The sequence below is a fragment of the Nakamurella aerolata genome (assembly GCF_013002705.1).
Lineage (GTDB): Bacteria > Actinomycetota > Actinomycetes > Mycobacteriales > Nakamurellaceae > Nakamurella > Nakamurella aerolata.
This window is the reverse complement of record NZ_JABEND010000004.1, coordinates 92,883-114,353: the sequence shown is the minus strand read 5'-3', so window position 1 is coordinate 114,353 and position 21,471 is coordinate 92,883. Positions and strand designations below refer to the sequence as shown.

Here is a 21,471-nt window from a genome sequence, read left to right as displayed (position 1 = left end):
ACGGCGCCGCGCTGCCGCTCACCGGGGCGCCCTGGTGAGCCCGGTGAGTTCTTTCCACCAGCGCGCCATGGCACCGCTGAGCACCAGCGTGTGCGCGGCGAACAGGGCCGTGTACAGCACCAGGAACAGCGTCGGCCACCCGAACGCGAAGAAGATCAGACACAGCACCCCGTAGTCGGTGGGCAGCGCGACGACGGTCTGGAGCAGGCCACGGCCGGACGAGCGGCGCTCGCTACCCGTCGCTGCTTCCAGCCGGAGCTTGCCGATCAACAGGAACGACACGAAGAACACCACCGAGACCAGCAGGTAGCCCAGCGGCACCAGCAGCCACGGCCGGTCTGCGGAGCCGAAGCGGTACAGCGAGATCAGCACCGCCGAGTGCAGCAGGCAGACCTTCACGGTGTCGACCATGTGGTCGAGCCACTCGCCGGCCAGGCTGCCGCCGCCGGTCAGCCTGGCGAGCTGTCCGTCGGCGGAGTCGAGCGCATAGCCGAGCACCAGCAGCGCGCCGACGACGAGCCCGAGCCACGCCTGCGGCCGGACCAGCGCGATGCCGAGGATGGCCGCCAGCGAGCAGCCGCCGGACAGCAGCGTCACCTGGTTCGGCGACAGCCCCACCCGGTAAGCGAGCGCGGCCAGCCGGCGACCCAGCGGGCGGTTGATCCACCGCGAGTACGGCGGCGCGCCGCTCCCTGACTTCTGCGCGGCGGCCAGCGAGCGCACCGCGTCGGTGTAACTCAGCCGCGTCGGTTCGACGCGCCCTTGTGCTGTGTGCATGGTGATGATTGTTGCCCCTACCGACCCGCTCCGAATGCCGCCACAACGGCGGGCAGCCGGACGCCGACTCTTTGGTACCCGCCCTGGTCCGTCTCAGTACGCGCCGTCGCGGCCGACGACGGCCCTTGCGGTCTTCCACAGGATCTGCAGATCGCCTGTCATCGACCAGTTCTCGACGTAGTACGAGTCGAGCCGCACGGTCTCTTCCCAGCTCAGCCTCGACCGCCCCGACACCTGCCACAGGCCCGTCATGCCCGGCTTGACCAGCAGCCTCCGGTGCACGTGGTTCTCGTACTTGGCTACCTCCTCGGGCAGCGGCGGCCGCGGACCGACCAGGCTCATGCTGCCGCCGAGAACGTTGAGCAGCTGCGGCAGCTCGTCCAGCGAGAACCGGCGCAGCCACTTGCCGGCCTTGGTGATCCGCGGGTCGTCGACCAGCTTGAACATCACCGAGTTGCCGGCGGCCGCTGCGGCCTCGTCCCGGCGGCGTTGCAGCTCGGGCAGCAACTCCTCGGCGTTGGTCACCATCGATCGGAATTTGATCATTCCGAAGGTGCCGCCATTGAGCCCGACCCTCGGCTGCCGGAAGAACACCGGACCGCGGCTGGTCAGCTTCACCACGGCCGCGATCACCAGCAGTGGCGGCGACAGCAGCACCAGCAACACCGACGCACCGACCACGTCAAAGGTCTTCTTGAGCAACCGATTCGCCCCACGGTAGGTGGGCCGGTCGACGTGGATCAGCGGCAGCCCGTTCACCGGTTGGGTGTGCACCCGCGGGCCGGCAATGTCGGTCAGTGCCGGGGCCAGCACCAGCGAGCAGTCGACGTCGTCGATGTCTTCCAACTGCCAGGAAAGGTTGCGCACCGCCGCCGGACCGACCTCGTCGGTGGCGGTGACAGCAACGGTGTCGGCGCCGCAGCTGCGCACCGCGGCGGCAACATCGCCGACGCCACCCATGATCGGCAGACCGGCCAGCGCCAGGTTGTCAGCGCCCCGCTCCGGATCGGTGAGGCAGACGGCGACCACCCGGAAGCCGGCCCGCGGCGACCGCTGCAGATCGTGCACCAGGTCGGCGACGGTCGCGGTGCTGCCGACGGCAACCACCCGCGACTGGTAGTGCCCGAAGTCGCGGCGCTTGTGCAGCCACCGGCGCCACAGGTAGCGCGACGCCAGCACTGCCAGCAGCCCGATCGGCAGCATCAGCACCAGATAGCTGCGCGGCAGCCGCAGGCCGAGCAGGTACGACAGGATCGCCAGCCCGCCGAACACCGCAAGGGTGGCCCGCGCCACCCGCTTGTACTCGGTGGCTCCGAAGCCGACCACCGGCGGGCGGCGGGTGCCAGCGGCGGCGAGCGCGGTCAGCCAGGCCGCGACGATCAGCAGCGTCAGACCCAGCACCGGCCAGACCCCGGCCTGGCCACTCAGCCTGACCGCCGCATCGACGTCGCCCCAGCGCACCAGGTGCACAGCCAGCCCTGACATCAGCAGCACCAGCGTGTCGGTGATCATCAGTCGACGCGCGTAGCTGCGGGCCCAGCCTGCGCTGCTCTGCGCTGCGCTGACGTTGGGGGCCGGTGGACGCTCGACTGCCGCACCGCCGATTCCCGCCAACCGCTTGCGGGCGGCGGCGCGCTGGACGACGGGACGCCCGATCTCCGGGGCCGTCATGAGATGGCCTTCTCGGCGTCGAAGCCGTGGTCGTCAGGGCGGCCGGTGTCCAGCTTGGTGAGCACCCGGCGCAGCAAGGTGCTCGACGTGTGTGCGGTGTAGGGGAAGTAGACGACCTCGACGCCGACCGCGGCGAAGTCGCGCTCGAGCTGGCGGCCCTTCTCGGTGCCGCGCCAGTCGTCGCCCTTGAAGATGACGTCGAACTGCAGCTCGCGCCAGGTGTCCAGCTTGCTGGGGACCGTCTCGGCGTGCACCTGGTCGATGTAACGGATGGAGCTCAGAATCTCCAGGCGCTCGGCCAGCGGCACCACCGGTGCGCGACCCTTGGCCAGCAGCGCCATTTCGTCGGAGACCGCACCCGCGATCAGGTGATCGCACAATGACTTTGCGTGACGAACGATGTTCAGATGACCCACGTGGAACATGTCGTAGACACCCGGTGCGTAGCCGATCCTCATGTGACGCTGATCCTCCCGAGCTGACTTAAGCGAACACGTTGAGGTCCGACCGAGTGACAACCACCCGACTTCACATAACACCCAGTAATTGCGTTGGGGACGTGGCAACCCTAACGCACGTATGGAGCATCGCAAGGCTCTTTGTCGTTACTCTGTGCAGTCATCCACCGTTGCGGCGACAGAGCGACCACATCGTTTCGCCATTCGGAACGGCTTGTCACTTTCGGGTGACATTTGCTCACTGTTCGTATCCGCAGGCTTCGATACGTTGCCTATTCACCAGGGCAGGTCGCGGGTCACCCGGCAGAGCGAATCTGAACGCCGGCCGAACGGAAGCTGAACGGGCCGTCATCCGGCGCCGTTACAGCGACCGATTCGTCATAGCGACAACATGTGTTGTCGCCTGGAAGGCTGCGCGTGACCCTCGGGGCACGGAACGGGGTGCGAACAACAAGGGCGGGCGCGGGAACAATGAGCTGCACCACAGTGGCCCGAGCTAGGAGACCGCATGCCACCCAACGACTCCGGGCAACCGCCCGCCGGGTTCTCCGTCCTCTATATCTGCCATGCCAACCGCTGCCGGTCGGCCGCGGCGGAGTTGCTGCTGATCGATGCGCTGCGGCGCACGCCCGCGCCGATCGGGTGGACAGTGCGATCGGCCGGAGTGGGGGCGATCGACGGCCAACCGGTGGTCGCGGAGCTCGGCGAGCTGCTGAGTGAGCGCGGTATCGACGCCGGTGCGTTCCGGTCGGAGCCGCTGGACGCCGAGATGGTGGCCGAGGCAGACCTGATCCTGACCGCCGAGCGCGGGCAACGCGCCGCGGTGCTGGCGCTGGACCCGTCGGCCCACGCCAAGACCTTCACCATGGTGCAGTTCGAGCGGCTGACCGCAGGACAGGCCGGCCCACGCGAGGCCGGATCGCAACCGCCGGACGGCAGCGAGCTGATCACTGCCGCGCTGTCGCAGCGCGGCCTGAACGAACCGCTCGACCCCGCCGACGACGACATTGCTGATCCGGTCGGGCACGGGCGCAGGGCGATCGCGCGGGCAGTCAACCGGATCGACCGGACGGTGGCGGCGCTGGTCGGCCGACCCGCGCCCGAAGCCGCTACCGAACCCGCTGCCGAGCGCCGTCGGCCGAGCCTGTGGAACCGGTTGCGGCGCAACCGAACCGACTGAGCAGCGGCGCTGCGGCCCAGGGTCAGGACCGACCGACCGGACTCACCGGCGGAGTGGGCGGCTCGTACCCGATCGGTTCGTGTTCGCCGGCCGGTCGATCGGAGGCCCCGGCGGCGTCGGCCCCGGGCTCCGCGCCGTTGATCGGTTCTCGACCGTTCGGTTCACTGTTGGTCGGTGCGCTGCTGACGTCTGGTCCGGCTGGCTCGAGATCGTGCTCGAGATCGTGCGGAGCACCTGGCTCGACGCCGGCGCCGACACCGGAGTGCGGCACACGGGCGTTGCCGGGCGCAGCGAACTCGGCGGCATCGGCGTGGCTGGCGGTGTCGGGCCGCGGCACCAGCGAGAAGCCAGCCGATCCGGAGGCCGGCGGCGCCGGCGCTGATGCGGTGTCGGCTGGAGCAACGGGGGCGGCCGGTGCTGCTGATTGGGTTGCCTCGGGTTCGGCGCTGGGCCGAGTTGACTCGGGCTCGACGCGCGCCTGGTTCGCGTCGGACTCGATGCGGGCCCGAGTCGCCCCGGGCTCGACCCGCGCCCGGGTCGCAGCGACCGGTTGCGTCGTCCCGGCGGCAGCGGATGGATCCGTCGTCCCGGCATCCGTAGCCCGATCGGTCGCCGCGGCAGTGGCCAGATCGGTCGTTCCGGCAGTGGCCCGATCAGCCGTTACGGCCTCCATCGAGTCGGGCGTCACCGGGTCGGGCTTGGCCGGGTCGGGCTTGGGCTGGTCGGCCTTGGCAGGTTCGGACTTCAGCGCCTTCGACGGGCGCGGCTTGCTGTGCTTGCCGGTCGGCGGGTAGTGCGAGACGTCCGAGTCGTACTGCGCGTACCGCCGGCTCTCCCTGGTGACCGGCGCGAAGTTCAGCACGAAGCCGAGCAACCGCGCGTCCACCGCGCGCAGCGATTCCACGGTCGAGTCGACCTGCGGATGAGTGGTCCGCCCACTGCGGACCACCACGAGCGCACCGTCGGCCACCGCGGCCATCTCGGCCGCGTCCGTCACCGGCAGCAGCGGCGGGCTGTCGATGATCACCATGTCGAACTCGGACCGCAGGTTCTGCATCAGCTCGGCCATCGCGTGGCTACCGACCAGTTCGGAGGGATTCGGCGGCAACGGACCGCTCGCCAGCACCCTCAGCTCGGACGGCCCCCAGGCCTGCGTCACCTCGTCGAGACCGGCGTTACCGGTCAGCACGTCGGTCAGACCCACCGAGCGGTCGAGTCCGAGGTACTCGGCCACCCGCGGTCGCCGCAGATCGGCCTCGATCAGCAGGGTGGACCGGCCGGCCTCGGCGAACATCGCGGCCAGGTTGGCGGCCGTCACCGACTTGCCTTCCCCCGGCAGCGACGAGGTCACCACCAGCACCTGGACCGGCTCGTCGATCCGCACGAATCTCAGGTTGGTGCGGAGCTGGCGGAATGCCTCGCCGCGCTCGGAATGCGCGGCCTCGCCGACCAGCATCGCCTGCTTGCGCGCCGCCTTGTCGAATCTGATGGTGCCGAGGGCGCTTCCGGAGGGCAGATCGTCCGCGGTACGCACGCGATTGTCCAGCCGCTCCCTGGCGAAGGCGAGCAACAGGCCGATGAACAGGCCGCCCACCCCGCCGGCGACCAGATTGATCTTGGTGCGGGGTGTGCTCGGTGCCGTCGGCGGCACGGCGGGGGTGACGGTCTGCACCTCGATCTGCGGCCGACCCTGCTCGCTCTTGGGCGAGAGGCCGCGCACCACGACGCCGAGCTGGTCGGCTACTGCGTTGGCCACGTCGGCCGCGGTGGTGGGTGAGGTGTTGCTTGCCTGGATCTGCACGATCACCGTGTCGCTGGAGGAGATGGCGCTGACCGAGCCGGCCAAGGCACCTGGCGTTGTCTCAAGGTGCAGCTTGTCGATCACCGGACCGAGCACCACCGGAGTGGTGGCCAGGCCGGCGAAGGAAGCGAGTTGCTTCTGCGTGTAGTTGCTGCCCTGGAACAGATCGTTCGCCGACGTCGCCGAGGGCAGCGAGAAGTAGACGCTCGCCTTGGCGTTGTACGTCGGCGTCGCCGTATAAGAAAGGCCGACCGCCACCGCTAGCCCGACGATCACCGGGACGACGACGTACAGCCATCGCTTCCGCAGAATCGCCAGATACTCCAGACCACGCATCGACCCGGGAGCTCCTCTTCGGTTAGTTGATCTGGACGCCGAGAGTAGTCCATTCGGACCAGCAGCCTATCGGAGTCATTGCTGTCAGTAATGTCAAGCTGGTGCGGTTTGGTGTTGTCCGGACATTTCGACACCCGATCGGGGACGACGCAGGCGTCGACTGCTCGTCGCAGCGACAGACTCGCGCCGCGACGCGGCGTTGTCGGTCCGCTCGGGTTGTCCGCGCTCGGCGATCTGGCTGTACACGGCAAGACCGACGAAAAGCCACAGCACCGAGGCGTACTGAGTGATCAGCGCAACCGTCGCCAGCGCCGGGATCTGCGCGACCAGCGCGATGGTCGGCGCCGTCGCCACCCTGCACAGCATCGCGGCAACGGCGATCAGCAACCCGAGCAGGGCGAAAATGAGCGGCAGCCAGCCGTAGGTAAGGCCGGTGAGGATCAGCTGGCTGTCGATGGACTGGAACTGGCCGAAATACAGCTCGCCGCCGGCACTGCGTGATGCCAGCGGGCTGTAACCGATGGTCGCCATGTGCGGCACCAGCCCGAGCAGGCTGCCGCGATAGTCAGCACTGTTGGTGGCCTCCGAACCGGCCGCGCTGAACACGCTGCTGATGAACGGCATCACCGCAAGAGTGAGCAGACCGACCACCGGAAACACTCCGGCGCGGAAAGCCAGCGGAAGGCGTCCTCGACCGAACAGCGCCGAGAACAGCAGACCGAGCACGGCACAGAGCATCGCGACCCGGGAGAAGGTGACGATGGTGCTGGCGATGATGACGCCGGTCAGCAGCATCCGGGTGCGCAGTCGCCACGGAACCGCACGCAGCACAACGGGTACCGCAAGGGCCATCGATGCGCCGAAGGCGATGGAGTGGCCGAACGCGCCCTCAACCCTGACCAGGCCACCGCGCAGCTGCAGCGGCGACCACACCTGGTAAAGGCCGTTGCCGGACGACCATTGCACGAAGGGATTCCAGCCGAGGAAGAACTCGGCGAGTCCGAGCGCGGCGGCAGCGCTGAACACGATCGCGACGGCCCGATACATCCAGTCAAGGCCAACCCTGCTCGGCAGCGAGCGTCCGAGCAGATACATCAGAATCCACTGCAACAGCATGGTGAGCACCGCGGAGAACGAGCTCTGCCCGCCGAGGAACTTGGCGGCGACACACAGCCCCACCATGAACGCGACCAGCAGATCACCGATGCCGAACAGGCTGATCCAACGCGGCGCCAGTGCGATCAGCAGCAGGATGCCGGTGCAGCTCGCCGGATACAGGTACACCCCGACGGTCGGGCCCAGCCAGACCGGCACGAACACCAGCACCGCCAGCCAGACCACCGTCGCCGGTCGCGGCGCCCGCCGGATCAGCACGGCCAGTCCGATGACGACGGCGAGCCCGACGCAGGCCAGGAACAGGCCGAGCGGGGTGCTGAGCAGCGTCTTCATGGGTTTCAGCCGATCGGTGCGAGCGGGACGGGCGGGCGGGAACGACAGGGAACAGAGGGCGGCGCCGGGGGTTCACCCGGTCGTTGCCGCGGGTTCCCCCTCGGCAGGTGTTGCTAGTTTGCACCGCAGCCGCCGTGCGGGCAGCGGTTCCGCACACGCGATGGGGACTTCCGGCCCCCGGGTGCGGCAACCGAACGGCCGGCCCCGACACGGTGCTGTCGTGACACGGTGCTGTTGCGACACGGTGCTGTTGCGACACGGTGCTGTTGCGACACGGTGCTGTTCCGACACGATGCGGCCCGACACGGTGCGTAGTCAGGACCAGGCCGAGACCGGCACAGCGACGGCCACCATGGTCCCAACGGAGCAGAGCGGACCTTACGCTATGAACAATGTCCGGGATCGGCCTTGTCCAGGTCTATACGCAGGTGCGCAGCGCGCACCTCGAGCGCATCAACGAACACCCGGACGCCCACCTGCTCTACTCGTACCGGAGCTACGACTTCGACGGCGCCCTGGCCGATCCGACCAGGGTCCGCAAGGTCACCGGGCCCCGGTTGATCGGCGAGATCGTCCGGCTGCGGCCGCGCGTCATCGAGGTCACCGAGCCGCTGGCGCTCGGCGGCCTGAGCAGAGCCGCGGCGGCGACGGTCGCCGCCGGGCTGCTGCGGCTGAGCGGGCGATCGGATCCACGGGTGGTCAGCTACGCCATCGAGAACCTCGATCCGTTCCGCACCCCCAGATACCCCGGTATCGGCGGACTGGCGCGCCGAGTGCAACACCGGTTGTTGAACCGCTGGGTCAGCCGGCGGGTGACTCGGGTGGCGTTCGGCACCGCGGCCGCGGCTGAGCTCTATCAGCAGCGGCGTCCCCGGCTGGCGCGCGCCGCCACCGTGACGATTCCGGCGCTGCCCGCTGTGTGTGACTGCCTCGGCACGCACGTACCGGCTGGGAGGAAAGTGCGGGGGCGGGCGATGTTCGTCGGCTCGTTCAGCGAGCGAAAAGGCTTGCCGCAGTTGGCATCTGCCTGGCCCGCCGCCGCACCATCGGGCGCAACGCTCGAGTTGATCGGCTCGGGCCCGCTGCTGGAGTCGGCTCGCCGCCTTGCCACCCGCGCCGACGTCAGCCTCACCGTCGACCCACCGCGGGGAGAGGTCCATCGGGCGCTGCGCGAAGCCACCGTCGTCGTGCTGTTGTCGCAACCTCGGCTGCGCTGGCGCGAGCAGGTGGGGCTGCCCATCGTCGAGGCGCTCGCGCACGGCTGCACCGTGCTGACGACCGACCAGACCGGGCTGGCCGGTTGGCTGGCCGGCAACGGTCATCGGGTGCTTCCGTCAGCGCCCGTTTCCGGCGGGTCAGCCGGTACGGCGGCCGGGGTCGCCGACCCGGCGGCAACCGCAGCCGCACTGCGGTCGGCGCTGGCCGACCCGCTCCCGCCCGCCGAGGTGGTGGCTTCGCTGCCCGCCGTGGACGGCCGCGCGGCTGCCGCCGAGTGGATGTGGACGGCTCCATGACGTTGCCGCCACCGGGATCGCCGTCATCACCGGCCGACCCGGCAGTACCTGCCGACCCGGCAGCAGTTCCTGAGCCGGCGCCGCTCACCGCACCGGCAGCAGCGACCGCACCCGCAGCACCAGCAGCCAACAGACCGAAGGGGCCGATCTGGCGGCTCATCGGCGCCAACATGCTCTCCAAAGTGCTGGTGATGGCGATCTCCGGCGCCTTCGGCTTCTTCACCACCAGGCTGATCATCGGGCACTTCGGGGTGGCCGACTATGCGCAGTACGCGCTGCTGACCTCACTGACGGCATTGATTCCGTTCGCCGACCTCGGCATGTCGGCGGTGGTCATCAACTCGATCGCCGAGTCACCCGACCCGCGCACCGATCAACAGGTCAGGCGGACGCTGACCAGTGCGCTGCGGGTGTTGATCACATCGGCGACGGTGCTGATCGTCATCGGCGTGGTGATCACCCTGGCCGGCTGGTGGCCCGCCATCGCCGGTGACGGGTTGCTCCCCGGCGCGTCGATCGTGGTGCTCGGATGCGTGGTGATCTATGCGTTCAACCTGCCCGCCGGCATCGGCCAGCGGGTACTCACCGGACTGGCAAAGAACCACCTGCAGATACTGACAGGGGCGGTGGTGGCACCGCTGATCTTCGTCGGGGTCTTCGCGCTGGTCGCCACCGATGCCCCTGCGGGGAACCAACTTTCGCTGGTGTCGTACGCCGCCGGCGCCGTTGCCGGCATGTTGTCGTTGGCGTTGGCGGCTCGGCTCATCCGGCCGCAACTGGGGCGGGCGCTGCGCGATGTGCCGCGGCTCAAGTCCGCCCCGGGCACCCGCACCATGCATGTGGCATGGCCGATGCTGGTGCAGTTGATCGCGCTGCCGATCGCCATGCAGACCGATCGGCTGCTGTTGTCCCATCTCGGCACCAGGAGCGAGCTGGCCGAGTACAGCCTCGGCGCGCAGCTCTTCGGTCTGGTGATCCAGGCATTCACCGCTGCGGGCTTCGCGCTGTGGCCGATCTTCGCCAAGGCCCGCGCCGGTGGGGAACTCAGGCCACCGTTCAAGCTCGCCGTCGGCTTCGGCGTGGCCAGCGCCGCCGTCGCGCTGGTGATGGTGCTGTTTCTGCCGTGGCTGACCGAACTGATCGCGGACGGAAAGGTGACGCTCAGCTCGCCGCTGGTGATCGGTTACGTCTGCTTCGTGGTGGTGCAGGCCGTGAAGTACCCCCTCGGCATGTACATGACCGACGCCCGCGGACTCAGGTTCCAGGTGCTGCCGACCATCGCGATGGTTCCGCTGAACCTCGGCCTGTCGTGGCTGCTCATCGCACCGCTAGGGGCGGCGGGGCCGATCATCGGGTCAGCGGTCTCGGTGGCGCTGTGCCAGCTGGTTCCGAACTGGTGGTACGTCCGCAGGGACCTGGCCCGGCGCCGAGCGGCGAGCCGGGGCTGAGTCCCGCACGCACGAACGAACGCTGCCCAGCAGCACCACTACGCCGACGGGGTGCCGGAGTGTCGGCTTGTTGACCGCACCATCGGCGGGCAGTCACGGTGCACCTCCATTCGTCCGGATTACGACGACACCGATGCCGGATTGACCTCGCCGCACATCCTCAACCACCATTGATCCGGTTCTTTGTGGGCGTTCGCGCTGTCGCCGTCGGTGACATCCATTGCCGCGCAGCGGTCGCCGCCCACCACGTGTGTTGTTGTTCGCGTCGGGGATTCGCCAGGAGACAGCCTTGCCCACAGCCGCGCCCCGTCATGCCCGTTCGACCCCACGCCTGCGCAGGACCCTCACTGTGCTGCTCGGTCTGGCACTCGCGGCCACGGTGCCGGTGACGACGGCCGTCGCCCCACCGGCTGCCGCGGAGTCCGGGTGCAGTGGACTCACTGCGCCGATCCGCCAGGTGGTGAACCCGTCCACCTCGGCGTCACTGCTGACCCGCTGGCAGAACGAAGCGGACAGCGCGGCGCGGCAGTTCGGCTTCACCCAGTCGCTGGGCGTCGCCTTCCTGGCCGGCGCGGCACCAGCGTCGGGGCTGACGGCGGTGCGCCGGCTGTACAAGGCCGGCGCCAACGACTTCGTCTGGTCCGCCGACCCCGCCGAGATCTCCGGATTCCAGTCAAGGGGTTACGTCGCCGGCGGTACCGAGTTCTACGCCCCGCGAAGCAGGACCGCCGCCTGCCAGGTTCCGGTGCACCGCTACCAGCTCGGCAGCAAGCACCGATCGGCCGTTGCCGGCAGCGCCGCGGCCGGCCAGTTGCTCGCGGCGGGTTGGCGGGACGCCGGTACCACCTGGTTCGGCGCGCCGGCCGGTGCCGCCGAACCACCGACAGGCACCGGTGGCGCCGGCGCTCTGCCGTCCGGCCCGGTGGGGCTCGACGATTCAGGAAAAACCATTCCCGGCAACAACTATCCGGTTCCCGCAGGCGCGATCATCATGTCCCCCAACGGGAACGACAGCAACAGCGGGTCGGCATCGGCACCGGTGCGCACTCTCAACCGAGCGGTCCGGTTGGCCAGCTCGGGCGGAACCGTCGTGCTGCGCGGCGGCACCTACCGTGACCAATACACCAACGACGGTGGCATCACCAACAAAAGCCTTACCCTGCAGGCATATCCGGGCGAGTCGCCCTGGTTCGACGGATCAGATCCGGCGCCGGCCACGAAGTGGACGGCCAGCGGCTCCGGTCGGTGGACCATGCCGTGGTCGACACCTGGATTCTGTGAGGGTGCCTACTACTCGGCGGCGCCGACCGGCCAGCGCGCCGACAACAGCGGACCCTGCAGCCATGTCGACAACGCCGTTGGCGACCGGAGTAATCCGCTACCGGCCGACCCGCAACAGGTGTGGGCCGGCGGTAGCGCGCTGCGCCAGGTCGGGTCGGCGGGCGATGTCGCCACCGGCACCTTCTTCTACGACTGGGCGGCCCGCCGCCTGCACATCGGCGTGAACCCAGGGTCAACCACCGTCGAGGTGGCGGCCCGGCCGCGGGCACTCATCGTGTCGCGGGCGACGTTCACCATCAAGGGCATCGGCTTCCGCCGGTACGCCAGCAACGAGTACTCCAACCTGACCGGTGCGGCCGTCTACCTCAGCAACACCAAGGCCACCCTGCAGAACAACGCGTTCACCGAGAACAGTGCAGCCGCGGTCGCAGTGAACAACCCGGTGGCCGGAACCGTGCTGTCCCGCAACGTCTTTGCCTACAACGGCCACACTCCACTCGGCGCCAACGGCAACCCGTCGGTGCGGACCGACTTCCGGGTGCTCGGCAACGTCTTCAACCGCAACGACCAAGCGTTGATGGGTCAGCACTGCCGGCAGTCGTGCAATAACGCGATCGGCTTCAAGTTCAGCGGTCTGAACGGCTTCAGCGCGATCGGCAACCGGGTCGAGAACTCGCTCGGGCTGGCCAACGGGCTGTGGTGCGACCCGAACTGCTCGAACGGGATCTACACGTACAACGTGGTGAAGAACCTGAGCAACGCCGGCATCATGCACGAGGTGTCGAACTCGGCGATCGTGGCCAGCAACCTGATCGTCGACACCAAGTTCGGCGTCAACCTCTCGGCAGCCAACAGCAAGATCTACCACAACACCATCGTCTCGCCGAAGGAACAGGGCCTGCGGATCTACGACGACTCCAGGTCGAACGCCGTTGGTGACTACGTCGGCCCCAACACCACCAACGTCGCGGTGTCGGGCAACGTGGTCGTCACCACCGAACCGCAGGCCGCCGCGCTCGCGGTGTTTCCCGGTCTGCCGCCGAACAACAAGCCCAATTCGGCTCCGTCGCAATACTTCTCGCGGCTGGACGGCAACCTGCTCGCCGGGCCCGGGACGGGCGCGACGCTGGTGTCCTGGCGGCCCACCGTCACCGTGGTGCCGGTGATCTACCGCAGCGCCGACCGCGCGGCCTTCACCGCGGCGCGGGGCGGTATGGCGGCCGCCGACATCTGGGCCGACACCAGCGTGACGCAGGTCTTGCAGGACATCGCCAACGGCCGGTATCAGCTGGCGCAGAACGCAGCTGGAGGGGGCCGGGCGCAACCGCTGCCGGCGGACGTGGCAGCCGCGCTGGGTGTTGCCACCACCCTGCCGAAGGATCTTGGCGCCTTCGCCCCGCCGCCGAACTGAGCCGGGGCCCGGCAGCCGGTCAGCTGCGGCCGCGGCCGGCGCGGGCGAGCGCGTCAAGGTAGGCCAGCCGGTGTTGCCCGCCGCCAACGACCCAGTCGCGTTGGTCCAGGTTCGGCGGCGCCGTTGGCGGGTCGCTGCGCAGCTCGGCCAGCGCAGCAGTCAGCGCCGCGCCGGTCAGTGCACCCTGGTAGCGGTGCACCCAACCGGGCCCGACCTCGTCCGCCAGCCGCCGGTTGACCAGGTTGTCAGGCACCAGCACCGGGCGGTCAAGGGACAGCGCGGTGAGCACCCCTGCGGAGTTGTGCATCTCCCGGTACGGCAACACCACCAGCTCGGCTGCGGTCACCGCGGCGACCAGGTCGGCATCGGTGACGAAGTCGAAATCGAGCTGGATGCGCCGGTCACCGCCGGCGGCGGCGCGGATGCTGTCAGCCAGTTCGGCGGTCGACGGGTTCCCGACCACCTGCAGGCTCAGCTGCTCCGCGCCGATCCCGGCCGCCATGCCGGCCGGCGTGGCCCCGGTGGCCGCTGAATCGGCAGGGCCTGCGGTCTGCCGGAAGGCCCGCACCAGCGCTTCGACACCTTTGTAGCGGCGGACCAGGCCGAAGAAGACGAGCCGGCCGGGAATCGCCGGCCGCTGCGGATGGTCGGCGAACCAGTCGCGGTAGTGCCCGTGCAGCACGGTGTGTACCGGTGTGTCGCCGGCAACGTCGGTGCTGGAGTTCAGCCGCACCCGGACCGTCTCGGCGCGCTGCGCCAGCCGCAGCAGCAGCGCTTCGCGTCGTGAGATCCCTTGTGGCAGTTCGAGATTGTGCACCGTCCGCACCACGGGGATCCTGGCGAGTCGCAGCCGCAGCAACAGCAGCGCGAACTGCAGCTGCCGCACCAGCTTGCGTACCGGGGTGCGGGCACCGAGCAGCGTTTCCGGCCAGTGCACATGGAATACGTCGTAACGGCCGAGCAGCGCGGTCCGCCAGTCGAAATGCACCACCGTGACGCCGCCGGCACCCGTCAAACCCTCCACCAGCAGCACCCGGTACGGATTGCCCACCGGCGCGCGCCCGGGGAACGACTGCAGCACCACCACCTGATCGCTCGCGGACCGCGATGCGCGCCGCCGGAATCGGCCGGCAGCCGACCTGGTGTACTCGTGGAACTGCGCGCCGGCGGCCCCGGCGATGATGCCCGCCCCGCGGTAGCCGGCGCGCATGCCTCTGGCTCTGTGCACCATGGATCGCGTCAGCATCCCGAATGCGGCCCTTGCCACTCCGCCTGCGGCCCTTGACATCCCGAGCGCGGCCAGCTCGATCCTGGTGCGCAGCCCAGGGTTCAGCCGCAGCTCCACCCTGGCGTGCGCATTGCCGTGGCTGAACGCCCTGGTCAACACCCAGCGCCGGGACATCCGTTGCGCAGGAACCAGATCGGCCGCCTTGGCCTCTTCGCACCACACCAGCGCGAGACCGGACCTGGTCATCATGCGGGTGAACAGGGTGTCTTCTCCCCCGGCCAGCCCGAACGACTCGTCGAAGCGCAGTCCCGCCGCTCGCACCTGGTTCAGGTCGAGCAGCAGGTTGCCGGCGCCGGCTGCCGGCACCGGAGTGCCGGTCGCCCTGGTGGCCCTGACGAAGAATCGCCCTGCGGTGATCCAATCCGGCGGCGGCGCCGCGTAGTCGGGCACCACCTTCCCGGCCACACCGGCGGCCGCGGTCCGCCGCCAGGTGGAGATCAACGCCGCCAACCAGCCGGGCTGTGGAGTCTCGTCGTCGTCGATGAAAACCAGCAGGTCTGCGTCGGATGCGGCATCCAAGGCCCGGTTCCGCGCGGCCGCGATACCGGGCCGCACCTCGTGCTGGTAGCGCACCGCCTGATGCCGGGCGACCTCGGCCCTGGCGCTGCCGTCCGGGTCATTGTCGACCACCAGAATGCTTGCGGCGCAATCGGAGTCGAGCTCGGCGAGCTGCTCGGCCAGCCGGAGCAGCAGGCCGCGGAGCAGCTGGGGGCGGCGGTAGGTCAACACTGCCACCACAACGGTGGTGGCGCCGGCCGCGTTCATCGGGGTGTCCCCGTAGTGCGCGGCCGCGAGAGCAGCGCCCGCAACAGCTGCCAGCTCCCGGCGGCGGTGCCCCGCACCGTCGCCCAGACCAGCACCGGTGTCACCAACGGGCGTCGGCCGCCGCGCCGCAGCACCGCAAAGCTCTCCACCGGAGTACGCAGCAACCAACCCGCAGCCTGCCTGCGCGGCAGGTTCCTGGCGGCGAACAGCAAACGGTTGCGACAGTTGTAGTAGTAGTACTGCGGGCTGTGGCCCTTGCGAGCCGGGGCGTCGTCCTGCTCCTGGGTACCGCCCTCGTCGTGAAGCGCCTCGACGTCCGGCGTGATCATCAGCTCTCCGGCCGCGCGGGCGACGCGAAGGCTGAAGTCCACGTCCTCCCAGTAGAGGAAGTACCCGGAAGGGAATCCGCCGGTCGCCTGATGCAGCTGGCGACTGTAGGCCATGCAGGCGCCGGTGATCCACGGGATCCGGGTGTCGTCGGCCGGGACGATCCCTGCCGTCGAGCGCACTCTGCCGGTCTTGCGGTCGATCACCGCGCCGGTGAAGTACGGACGGCCGGACGGCCGGACGATGCGCGGCGCCACCAGCGTCATCGGCTCGTGCCGCACGACGTCCGCCAGCCGGGCAGCGGCCGCGGGCGCCAGCACCGCATCGGGGTTCAGCAGGACGACGCTGTCGGCGCCCGCCGCCAGGGCGTGCTCGACGCCGGTGTTGATGGCCTCACCGAAGCCGGGGTTGTCGTCCTGCAGCAGGGCCGTCCAGCCGTTCCGGTCGGCCAGCCGCGACACGGCTGCGCGCTCGGCTGCGGTCGAGAAGTTGTCAACCACCACAACGCTCAGGCCGTGCTGGCACCACGGCCGGTCGGCCATGTTGTGCTCGAGCAGCCGGTGCGAACCGTAGTTGACGACAACGATCGCCGCGCCATTTCCGTTGCCCTGCAACGACTCCTGAGTTGATTCCTGCGCTGCTTCCTGGGGGGAACTCACGGTGCCGGGGCACCCGCCAGCAGCTTCGAGTACGACACCGCGACCGGGGCGTTGGTGGTGTTCGACGACAGGTAAGCCAGCAGCGAGATGCCGCCGGGCGCCTGGGTGGCGGCGGTGGAGTCGGTGACCGGCGCCAGGGTCCAGGTGCTTGGTTCGGCCTTGGCGGCGTCCCACACCCGGCCGGCAACGGTTGCCGGCGTGCCGGACACGGTGAACCGCACCCCCAGCGTCATCCCCGGGGCGTAGGTCAGGTTCGGCACGTTGAGCGCGCACAGGGTGGTCTCGGCGCCTGCCGACGAGACGATCAGGTAGCCGGCGACCTGTCCGGTCGGCTTCACGATCAGCCGCAGCATGTAGTACGAGTTGCCGGACTTGCGCACCTGGCTGGCCACGTAAACGCCTGACCCTGTCGGCATCTTGTCCAGCGTCACCTGGAAGGTCTCGTCGATGTCCTTGGCGGACACCGAGTTCAGCGTCGCCGCCACGGTGGATCCCGCGGCCGGCGGCTTCAGCACACCGCGGTTGCCCGAGACGGAAGCGTTCGGGGCACCGCCGGAGATGGTCCAGGCACCCCCGGTGTCGGCATTGCCCCAACCGCTGGCCGAGGTTCGTCCGAAGTTGTCGGCGGCGATCGGGCCGGCGGCCGCGGCAACGGTGACAGCGTGCGTCACCGAGGCGGTGGCACCGCTGTTGTCGGTCACCGTCAGCTTCACCTGGTAAGTGCCGGCTGCCGCATAGCTGTGCGAAACAGTAGCGCCACTGCCGGCCGCCGATTGGTCACCGAAATCCCAGGCGTAGCTGGCGATGCTGCCGTCGGGATCGGCCGATGCCGACCCGTCGAATGTCGCCGTCAAGCCGTCGGCGGACGAGCTGAACGCCGCCGTCGGGGCCTTGTTGCCGGCGGTGACGGCGACCGCCTTGGTGATCGAATTCTTGGCGCCGAGGCTGTCGGTGACGGTGAGCTTGACCTGGTACGTGCCCCCGGTGGCGTAGGTGTGGCTGGGGGTGGCGCCGGTGCCGGCCGCCGAACCGTCGCCGAAGTCCCAGGCGTAACCGGTGATCTTCGCCCCGTCGGTGGCCGTTGACGCCGACCCGTCGAAGGAGATCTTCAGATCGGCGGCGGTGGCGGTGAACTTGGCTGTCGGGTCGGCGTGGCTGACGGTGACCGGGTGAGTCACCGAGTTGCTGGCGCCCTTGTCGTCGGTCACGGTGAGCTTCACCTGATAGGTGCCGGCGGCCGCATAGCTGTGTGACGGCTTTGCCTCGGTGCTGCCGGCCGTCCCGTCACCGAAATCCCATTGGTAGCCGGTGATCTGGCCGTCGGCGTCACTCGAGGTGGAGCCGTCGAAGGTCGCGGTGAGCCCGCTGGCGTTGCTGGTGAACGCGGCAGCGGGCGGCTGGTTGGGCGCCGGACCCGTTGTGCCGATGGTGTAGTGGTTGGCGACCTGGGCATCGGTGAGCACCGAAGGGTAGACCTCGAACTCGTCGATGGCGCCGGCAAAGTAGCTGCTGCGCGGCGCATTCGGCCACGCGCCGACCTTGTCGCCGCCCACTCGCCAGTATCCGGTGTACTGCTGCCCTGCGATGGTGTCCGACCTGGTGGCCTGTTTGGTGCCGTCGACCCAGAGCGTCATGCCGGCCGGGCCAAGGCTGGCGACCACCTGGTGCCACCGGCCGTCGTTGTAGGCGGCTGTGGTGTTCACCGTCTTCACCGAGTTCGGGTACACCCCGAACCACAGCCGGCCACTGTTGTCCATGTAGACCTGGCGGTCGTAGCTGCCGGACAGCCCGGTTTTCGCGTTGCCGAAGCCGATGATCTTGCCGCCGGACCCTGTGGTCGTCTTGAACCATGCGCTCACGGTGAAGGTGTCGGGAGCTTGCGTCGCCGTCGAACTCCCGATGGTCGAACTCGACCCGTTGAAGCTGGTGGCGGTGTCAGGATCCTGCGCGAGAGCGCCGGGGGTGCCCCTGGTCAGCGCGGTCCCGACGCCGTTGTTGGAACCCGTTCTGTCGGCAGCGGTTTGGCCGGAAGTCTCGCCGAGGCGCCAGTACAGCTGGGCGCCGTCGGCGATGACCTGCTTGCTGTAGGCACTGGGGGCGGGATCGTTCGGCGCGACGATGGACGCCGGGTCGCCGGTGACGGTGTTGCCGTCCGGGTCGGTGGCGCTGACCTGGTAGCTGTAGGTCTGGCCGGGAGTCAGCCCTGAGTCGATGAAGCTGAGCGTCGGCAGATTCCAGAACTGCGAGTCGGCGGTGAGCGTCTTCACCGCTGTCCCGTTCCTGGTCACCGTGTATTTCAGGGTCATGTCGTCGCGGTCCCAGTTGGCCGGCCAACTGACCCTGATCGATCCGGCGCCGGCCGGCACCATGGCGGGGGTGAAGTTCGCGCCGGTCACCCGTGGGCCTTGCTTGCCGGGGGCGGGCGGTTTGGTGGCGAAGCGCACCAGGCCCTGCTGGCCGACGTTGTTCACCGTCGGGAACTCGCCGGCCATCACCACGTACTCGCCGTTTCCGGTGACGTCCCAGGCCGCCTGCGCCGAGGTGGTGTACTTGCCGAAGTCCATGTCGGGGAACCAGTTGTACATCGCCGGCGCGGGGTTGCCCGCCCAGTTGGTGTATGCGCTGTAGATGTTGTTTCCGAGGGTGCCCTTGGCCTCGGCGGTGAAGGCAATGGCGTGCCGCTGGTTGATGTTCCAGTTGCTGTCGGTCTGTGGGAAGCCACCAACGGTTGAGCAGTAGTGCGCGTGGCTCACCGTGTAGACGGTGGTCCTGTCGGAGTAGGAGTCGTAGCTGTCGCCGTGGCAGTCCTCGATCCAGTTGATCGCTCCGGTGGCCGGATCCGCCGAGAACGCGCCTTCCAGATTGCCGCCGGCGCCGTACACGTAACCGGTCCCGTACACCGCATTTCCGTCGGTGCTCAGCGACCAGATACCGGCATTCTGGCCGGCGTTCTGCACCTTCTGGTTCGCGGCCCACGGCAACAGCGCACCGCTGCTGGCGTCGATCGCGGCCAGCCCGTACGCCGGCGCACCGTTGACATTCTGGAAGCTGCCGCCGGCGATGATCTTGGTGCCGTTGTCCACCAACACCAGCGCGTTCACCGTGAAATCCGCCGATGGCGCCCACCCGGTGAGCGATCCGTCCGCGGCGTTGAAGGCGGCGAGATTGTTGCGGGTCTGGCCGTTCGCCGTCGCGAAGGTGCCGCCGACGTACACCGTGGTGTTGGTCGCGACGATCGACCGCACCATGTATCCGAGGATGGGCTTGAAGTTCGAGACGAGCTGACCGGTGGCGGTGTTGTAGGCGGCCAGCCGGTACCGGTTCTGGCCGTCGGCACTGGTGAAGGTGCCGCCGACGTACAGCCGGCTGCCGTCCGGCGACAGCGCCACCGCGAGCACCTGGTCGTTGGTGGACGGGGCCCATGCAGTGTTCAGCTGACCGGTGGTCAGGTTGTAGGACAACAGGTTTGCCCGTGGCGTGAGGTTGGTGCCAGGGGCCGCGCCGGCCGGGCGGGCGTTGGCGAACTTGCCGCCGACGTACACGGTGTTGCCCAGGATCGCCTGCGACCAGGCCACCCCGTCGATCTGCACCGTCGGCAGCGCATCGGCCGTCGGCATGGTGGCGGCGCGCTGCTCCACCGGGGCCGGTCCGGTTGCGGTGTCCGCCGCCTGCGGCGTCGCGCTCGGGCGGGCCGGCGCCTCGGCCCTGACGCCGGCCGGAGCGGCGGCGACCGCGGCGGACGCTGGCGCGCCCGTCACAACGGTGCCGGCCACAGCGACGACGACAGCCGCGACAACGGCACTGCCTCGACGGAAGTTCAGCATGACGTTGATCTCCTGCGTTCTCCTGCGAAGAGGATCGGGTAGGCCGGCGTGGCTGCTGCGACGACGGGTAGCTCAGGTACGGACATCAAGGCGGACAACGGTTCCGGTGCCGTATCCCACTGCGATCTGCAACGGCGCCCGGAAGGCCGTAGGCAACTGGAACACCAGCACGCCGGTGGCGGACGCGCCGGGGGCGAGCTGGCCGATGAAGGGTTCGGCCGGCTCGCCGGTGAGCCCGGGCGCCGGCGCACCGGCCGCATCCTGCGCGGTGATCTGCAGGTGGCTCAACTCCAGCGGCGCCGGCCCGCTGTTGCGCAGCACCACCGTCGCCTGCAGCGCCGGACCGCCGACCTCGCCTGGGCCTTTGCCCTTGCCGTCGATGCGCTTGGCGTCGGTCAGCTGCGCCGACAGGTCGGACCCGAGCGACACCTGACGGGTGGGGTCGGGCGCGGCGCTGGTGGCGATGGTGCCGGCGGCAACGGTCTGGTCGATGTTGCCGCCACCCGGGGCCGGGACCGGCGTGCGGGGCACCGCCCGCGGCGTGTACTGCGCTGTTGCTGTTGCTGTTGCTGTGCCGGCTCCTCCGTTGCCGCCGGTGCTGCCGGAAGCCGTGGCGCGTGCGGAACTGGTTGTGCTGCCGACACTGTCGGTTTCGCTCGGCCGCGATGTGCCTCGTCCGGCCGCCGCGGTACCGGTATTGGTGGCAGCAGCGGTGTTGGTAGGAGCGGTGGTGGCGGCTCTGGTGTTGCTGGCACTAGTGGAGTTGCGGCGGGCAGCGGCGGGTGCTGTGGCCGGTGCGCTGGACGTGGACGCCGGGCTCGAGCCGGTCACAGCGGATGAGGTCGCGGCGGCGCTGGTGCCGGCCGGAGCTGCGCTGCCGGACCCAGCGGGAACCGTCACGGTGACAGAGCCAGGGGCGCCGGCAGCCCCCACGGCGCCGCCGCTGGAGGCCACGGCAGGGCCGCTCGCCGACTGCCGATCGGAATTGTCCGAGGTGCACGCCGAGGCCAGCACCGCGACAGCGAGCCCAAGGCCGACGCCGAGTTGCCTCGTCCGCCGCCCGACGATCCTGTTCGGTGCCGGAGCACCCGTCACCACCACGCGCGCCATCCTCGTCCCCGGTAGTCCCCATTCACCCGAGCTCAGGTTCCGCTCACCGCCGCCAGCCGAACTCCGTCCGAAGCCTGCGAGACAAACACGCCGAGCGTGCCGGGTCAAGGGTAAAATCTAACACTCGGTAGTGCGTTCCGACAACCTGACGGCTCACATCAGCTCCGACCAC

The 21,471-nt window shown here is 69.3% G+C and carries 13 protein-coding genes; 4 read left to right on the top strand and 9 right to left on the bottom strand.

Features of this window, described 5'->3' with window-relative positions; translation table 11 throughout:
• Window positions 1-18: 18 nt before the first annotated feature.
• The 3 genes from HKD39_RS08990 to HKD39_RS08980 all read right to left on the bottom strand — a co-directional run bounded on the left by HKD39_RS08990 (window position 19) and on the right by HKD39_RS08980 (window position 2,906).
• Window positions 19-777 (bottom strand): CDP-alcohol phosphatidyltransferase family protein, encoded by a 759-nt coding sequence (locus tag HKD39_RS08990; protein ID WP_171199537.1) that lies wholly within the window; start codon window positions 775-777, stop codon window positions 19-21.
• Window positions 778-870: 93 nt separating this feature from the next.
• Entirely contained in the window at window positions 871-2,448 is a 1,578-nt protein-coding gene (locus tag HKD39_RS08985) for a sugar transferase (protein WP_171199536.1), read from the bottom strand.
• On the bottom strand, window positions 2,445-2,906 hold the full coding sequence (locus HKD39_RS08980) for an FAD synthase family protein (protein ID WP_171199535.1): 462 nt from the start codon (window positions 2,904-2,906) through the stop codon (window positions 2,445-2,447). Before HKD39_RS08980 ends, HKD39_RS08985 begins: the two co-directional genes overlap by 4 nt.
• A gap of 508 nt (window positions 2,907-3,414) precedes the next feature.
• Here HKD39_RS08980 and HKD39_RS08975 point away from each other — a divergent pair.
• Entirely contained in the window at window positions 3,415-4,086 is a 672-nt protein-coding gene (locus HKD39_RS08975) for an arsenate reductase/protein-tyrosine-phosphatase family protein (RefSeq protein WP_171199534.1), read from the top strand.
• A gap of 22 nt (window positions 4,087-4,108) precedes the next feature.
• Here HKD39_RS08975 and HKD39_RS08970 read toward each other — a convergent pair whose 3' ends face one another.
• A complete protein-coding gene (locus HKD39_RS08970; RefSeq protein ID WP_171199533.1) occupies window positions 4,109-6,223 on the bottom strand; it encodes a polysaccharide biosynthesis tyrosine autokinase in 2,115 nt (704 codons plus the stop codon).
• 93 nt (window positions 6,224-6,316) lie between these two features.
• On the bottom strand, window positions 6,317-7,672 hold the full coding sequence (locus HKD39_RS08965) for a hypothetical protein (RefSeq protein ID WP_171199532.1): 1,356 nt from the start codon (window positions 7,670-7,672) through the stop codon (window positions 6,317-6,319).
• Window positions 7,673-8,064: 392 nt separating this feature from the next.
• Here HKD39_RS08965 and HKD39_RS08960 point away from each other — a divergent pair, with 392 nt between their 5' ends.
• The 3 genes from HKD39_RS08960 (at window position 8,065) to HKD39_RS08950 (ending at window position 13,326) form a co-directional block, all read left to right on the top strand.
• Window positions 8,065-9,186, top strand: a complete 1,122-nt coding sequence (locus tag HKD39_RS08960) for a glycosyltransferase (RefSeq protein WP_171199531.1) — start codon at window positions 8,065-8,067, stop codon at window positions 9,184-9,186.
• Window positions 9,183-10,634, top strand: coding sequence for a lipopolysaccharide biosynthesis protein (locus HKD39_RS08955; RefSeq protein ID WP_212754320.1), 1,452 nt, complete (start codon window positions 9,183-9,185; stop codon window positions 10,632-10,634). Before HKD39_RS08960 ends, HKD39_RS08955 begins: the two co-directional genes overlap by 4 nt.
• A gap of 289 nt (window positions 10,635-10,923) precedes the next feature.
• Complete coding sequence (locus tag HKD39_RS08950) at window positions 10,924-13,326, top strand: right-handed parallel beta-helix repeat-containing protein (RefSeq protein ID WP_171199530.1); 2,403 nt, start codon at window positions 10,924-10,926, stop codon at window positions 13,324-13,326.
• A 19-nt stretch (window positions 13,327-13,345) separates the two neighbouring features.
• On the opposite strand, the gene HKD39_RS18770 is transcribed toward HKD39_RS08950, so the two are convergent.
• The 4 genes from HKD39_RS18770 to HKD39_RS08925 all read right to left on the bottom strand — a co-directional run bounded on the left by HKD39_RS18770 (window position 13,346) and on the right by HKD39_RS08925 (window position 21,299).
• Window positions 13,346-15,379 carry a glycosyltransferase gene (locus HKD39_RS18770; protein ID WP_212754318.1) on the bottom strand — a complete coding sequence of 678 codons (2,034 nt, stop codon included), beginning with the start codon at window positions 15,377-15,379 and terminating at the stop codon, window positions 13,346-13,348.
• Window positions 15,376-16,365, bottom strand: a complete 990-nt coding sequence (locus tag HKD39_RS08935; RefSeq protein WP_171199529.1) for a glycosyltransferase — start codon at window positions 16,363-16,365, stop codon at window positions 15,376-15,378. Before HKD39_RS08935 ends, HKD39_RS18770 begins: the two co-directional genes overlap by 4 nt.
• Window positions 16,362-20,189, bottom strand: a complete 3,828-nt coding sequence (locus HKD39_RS08930) for a PKD domain-containing protein (protein WP_171199528.1) — start codon at window positions 20,187-20,189, stop codon at window positions 16,362-16,364. The genes HKD39_RS08935 and HKD39_RS08930 overlap by 4 nt, the downstream gene beginning before the upstream one ends.
• A 72-nt stretch (window positions 20,190-20,261) precedes the next feature.
• Window positions 20,262-21,299, bottom strand: coding sequence for a hypothetical protein (locus tag HKD39_RS08925; RefSeq protein ID WP_171199527.1), 1,038 nt, complete (start codon window positions 21,297-21,299; stop codon window positions 20,262-20,264).
• Window positions 21,300-21,471: the final 172 nt, after the last annotated feature.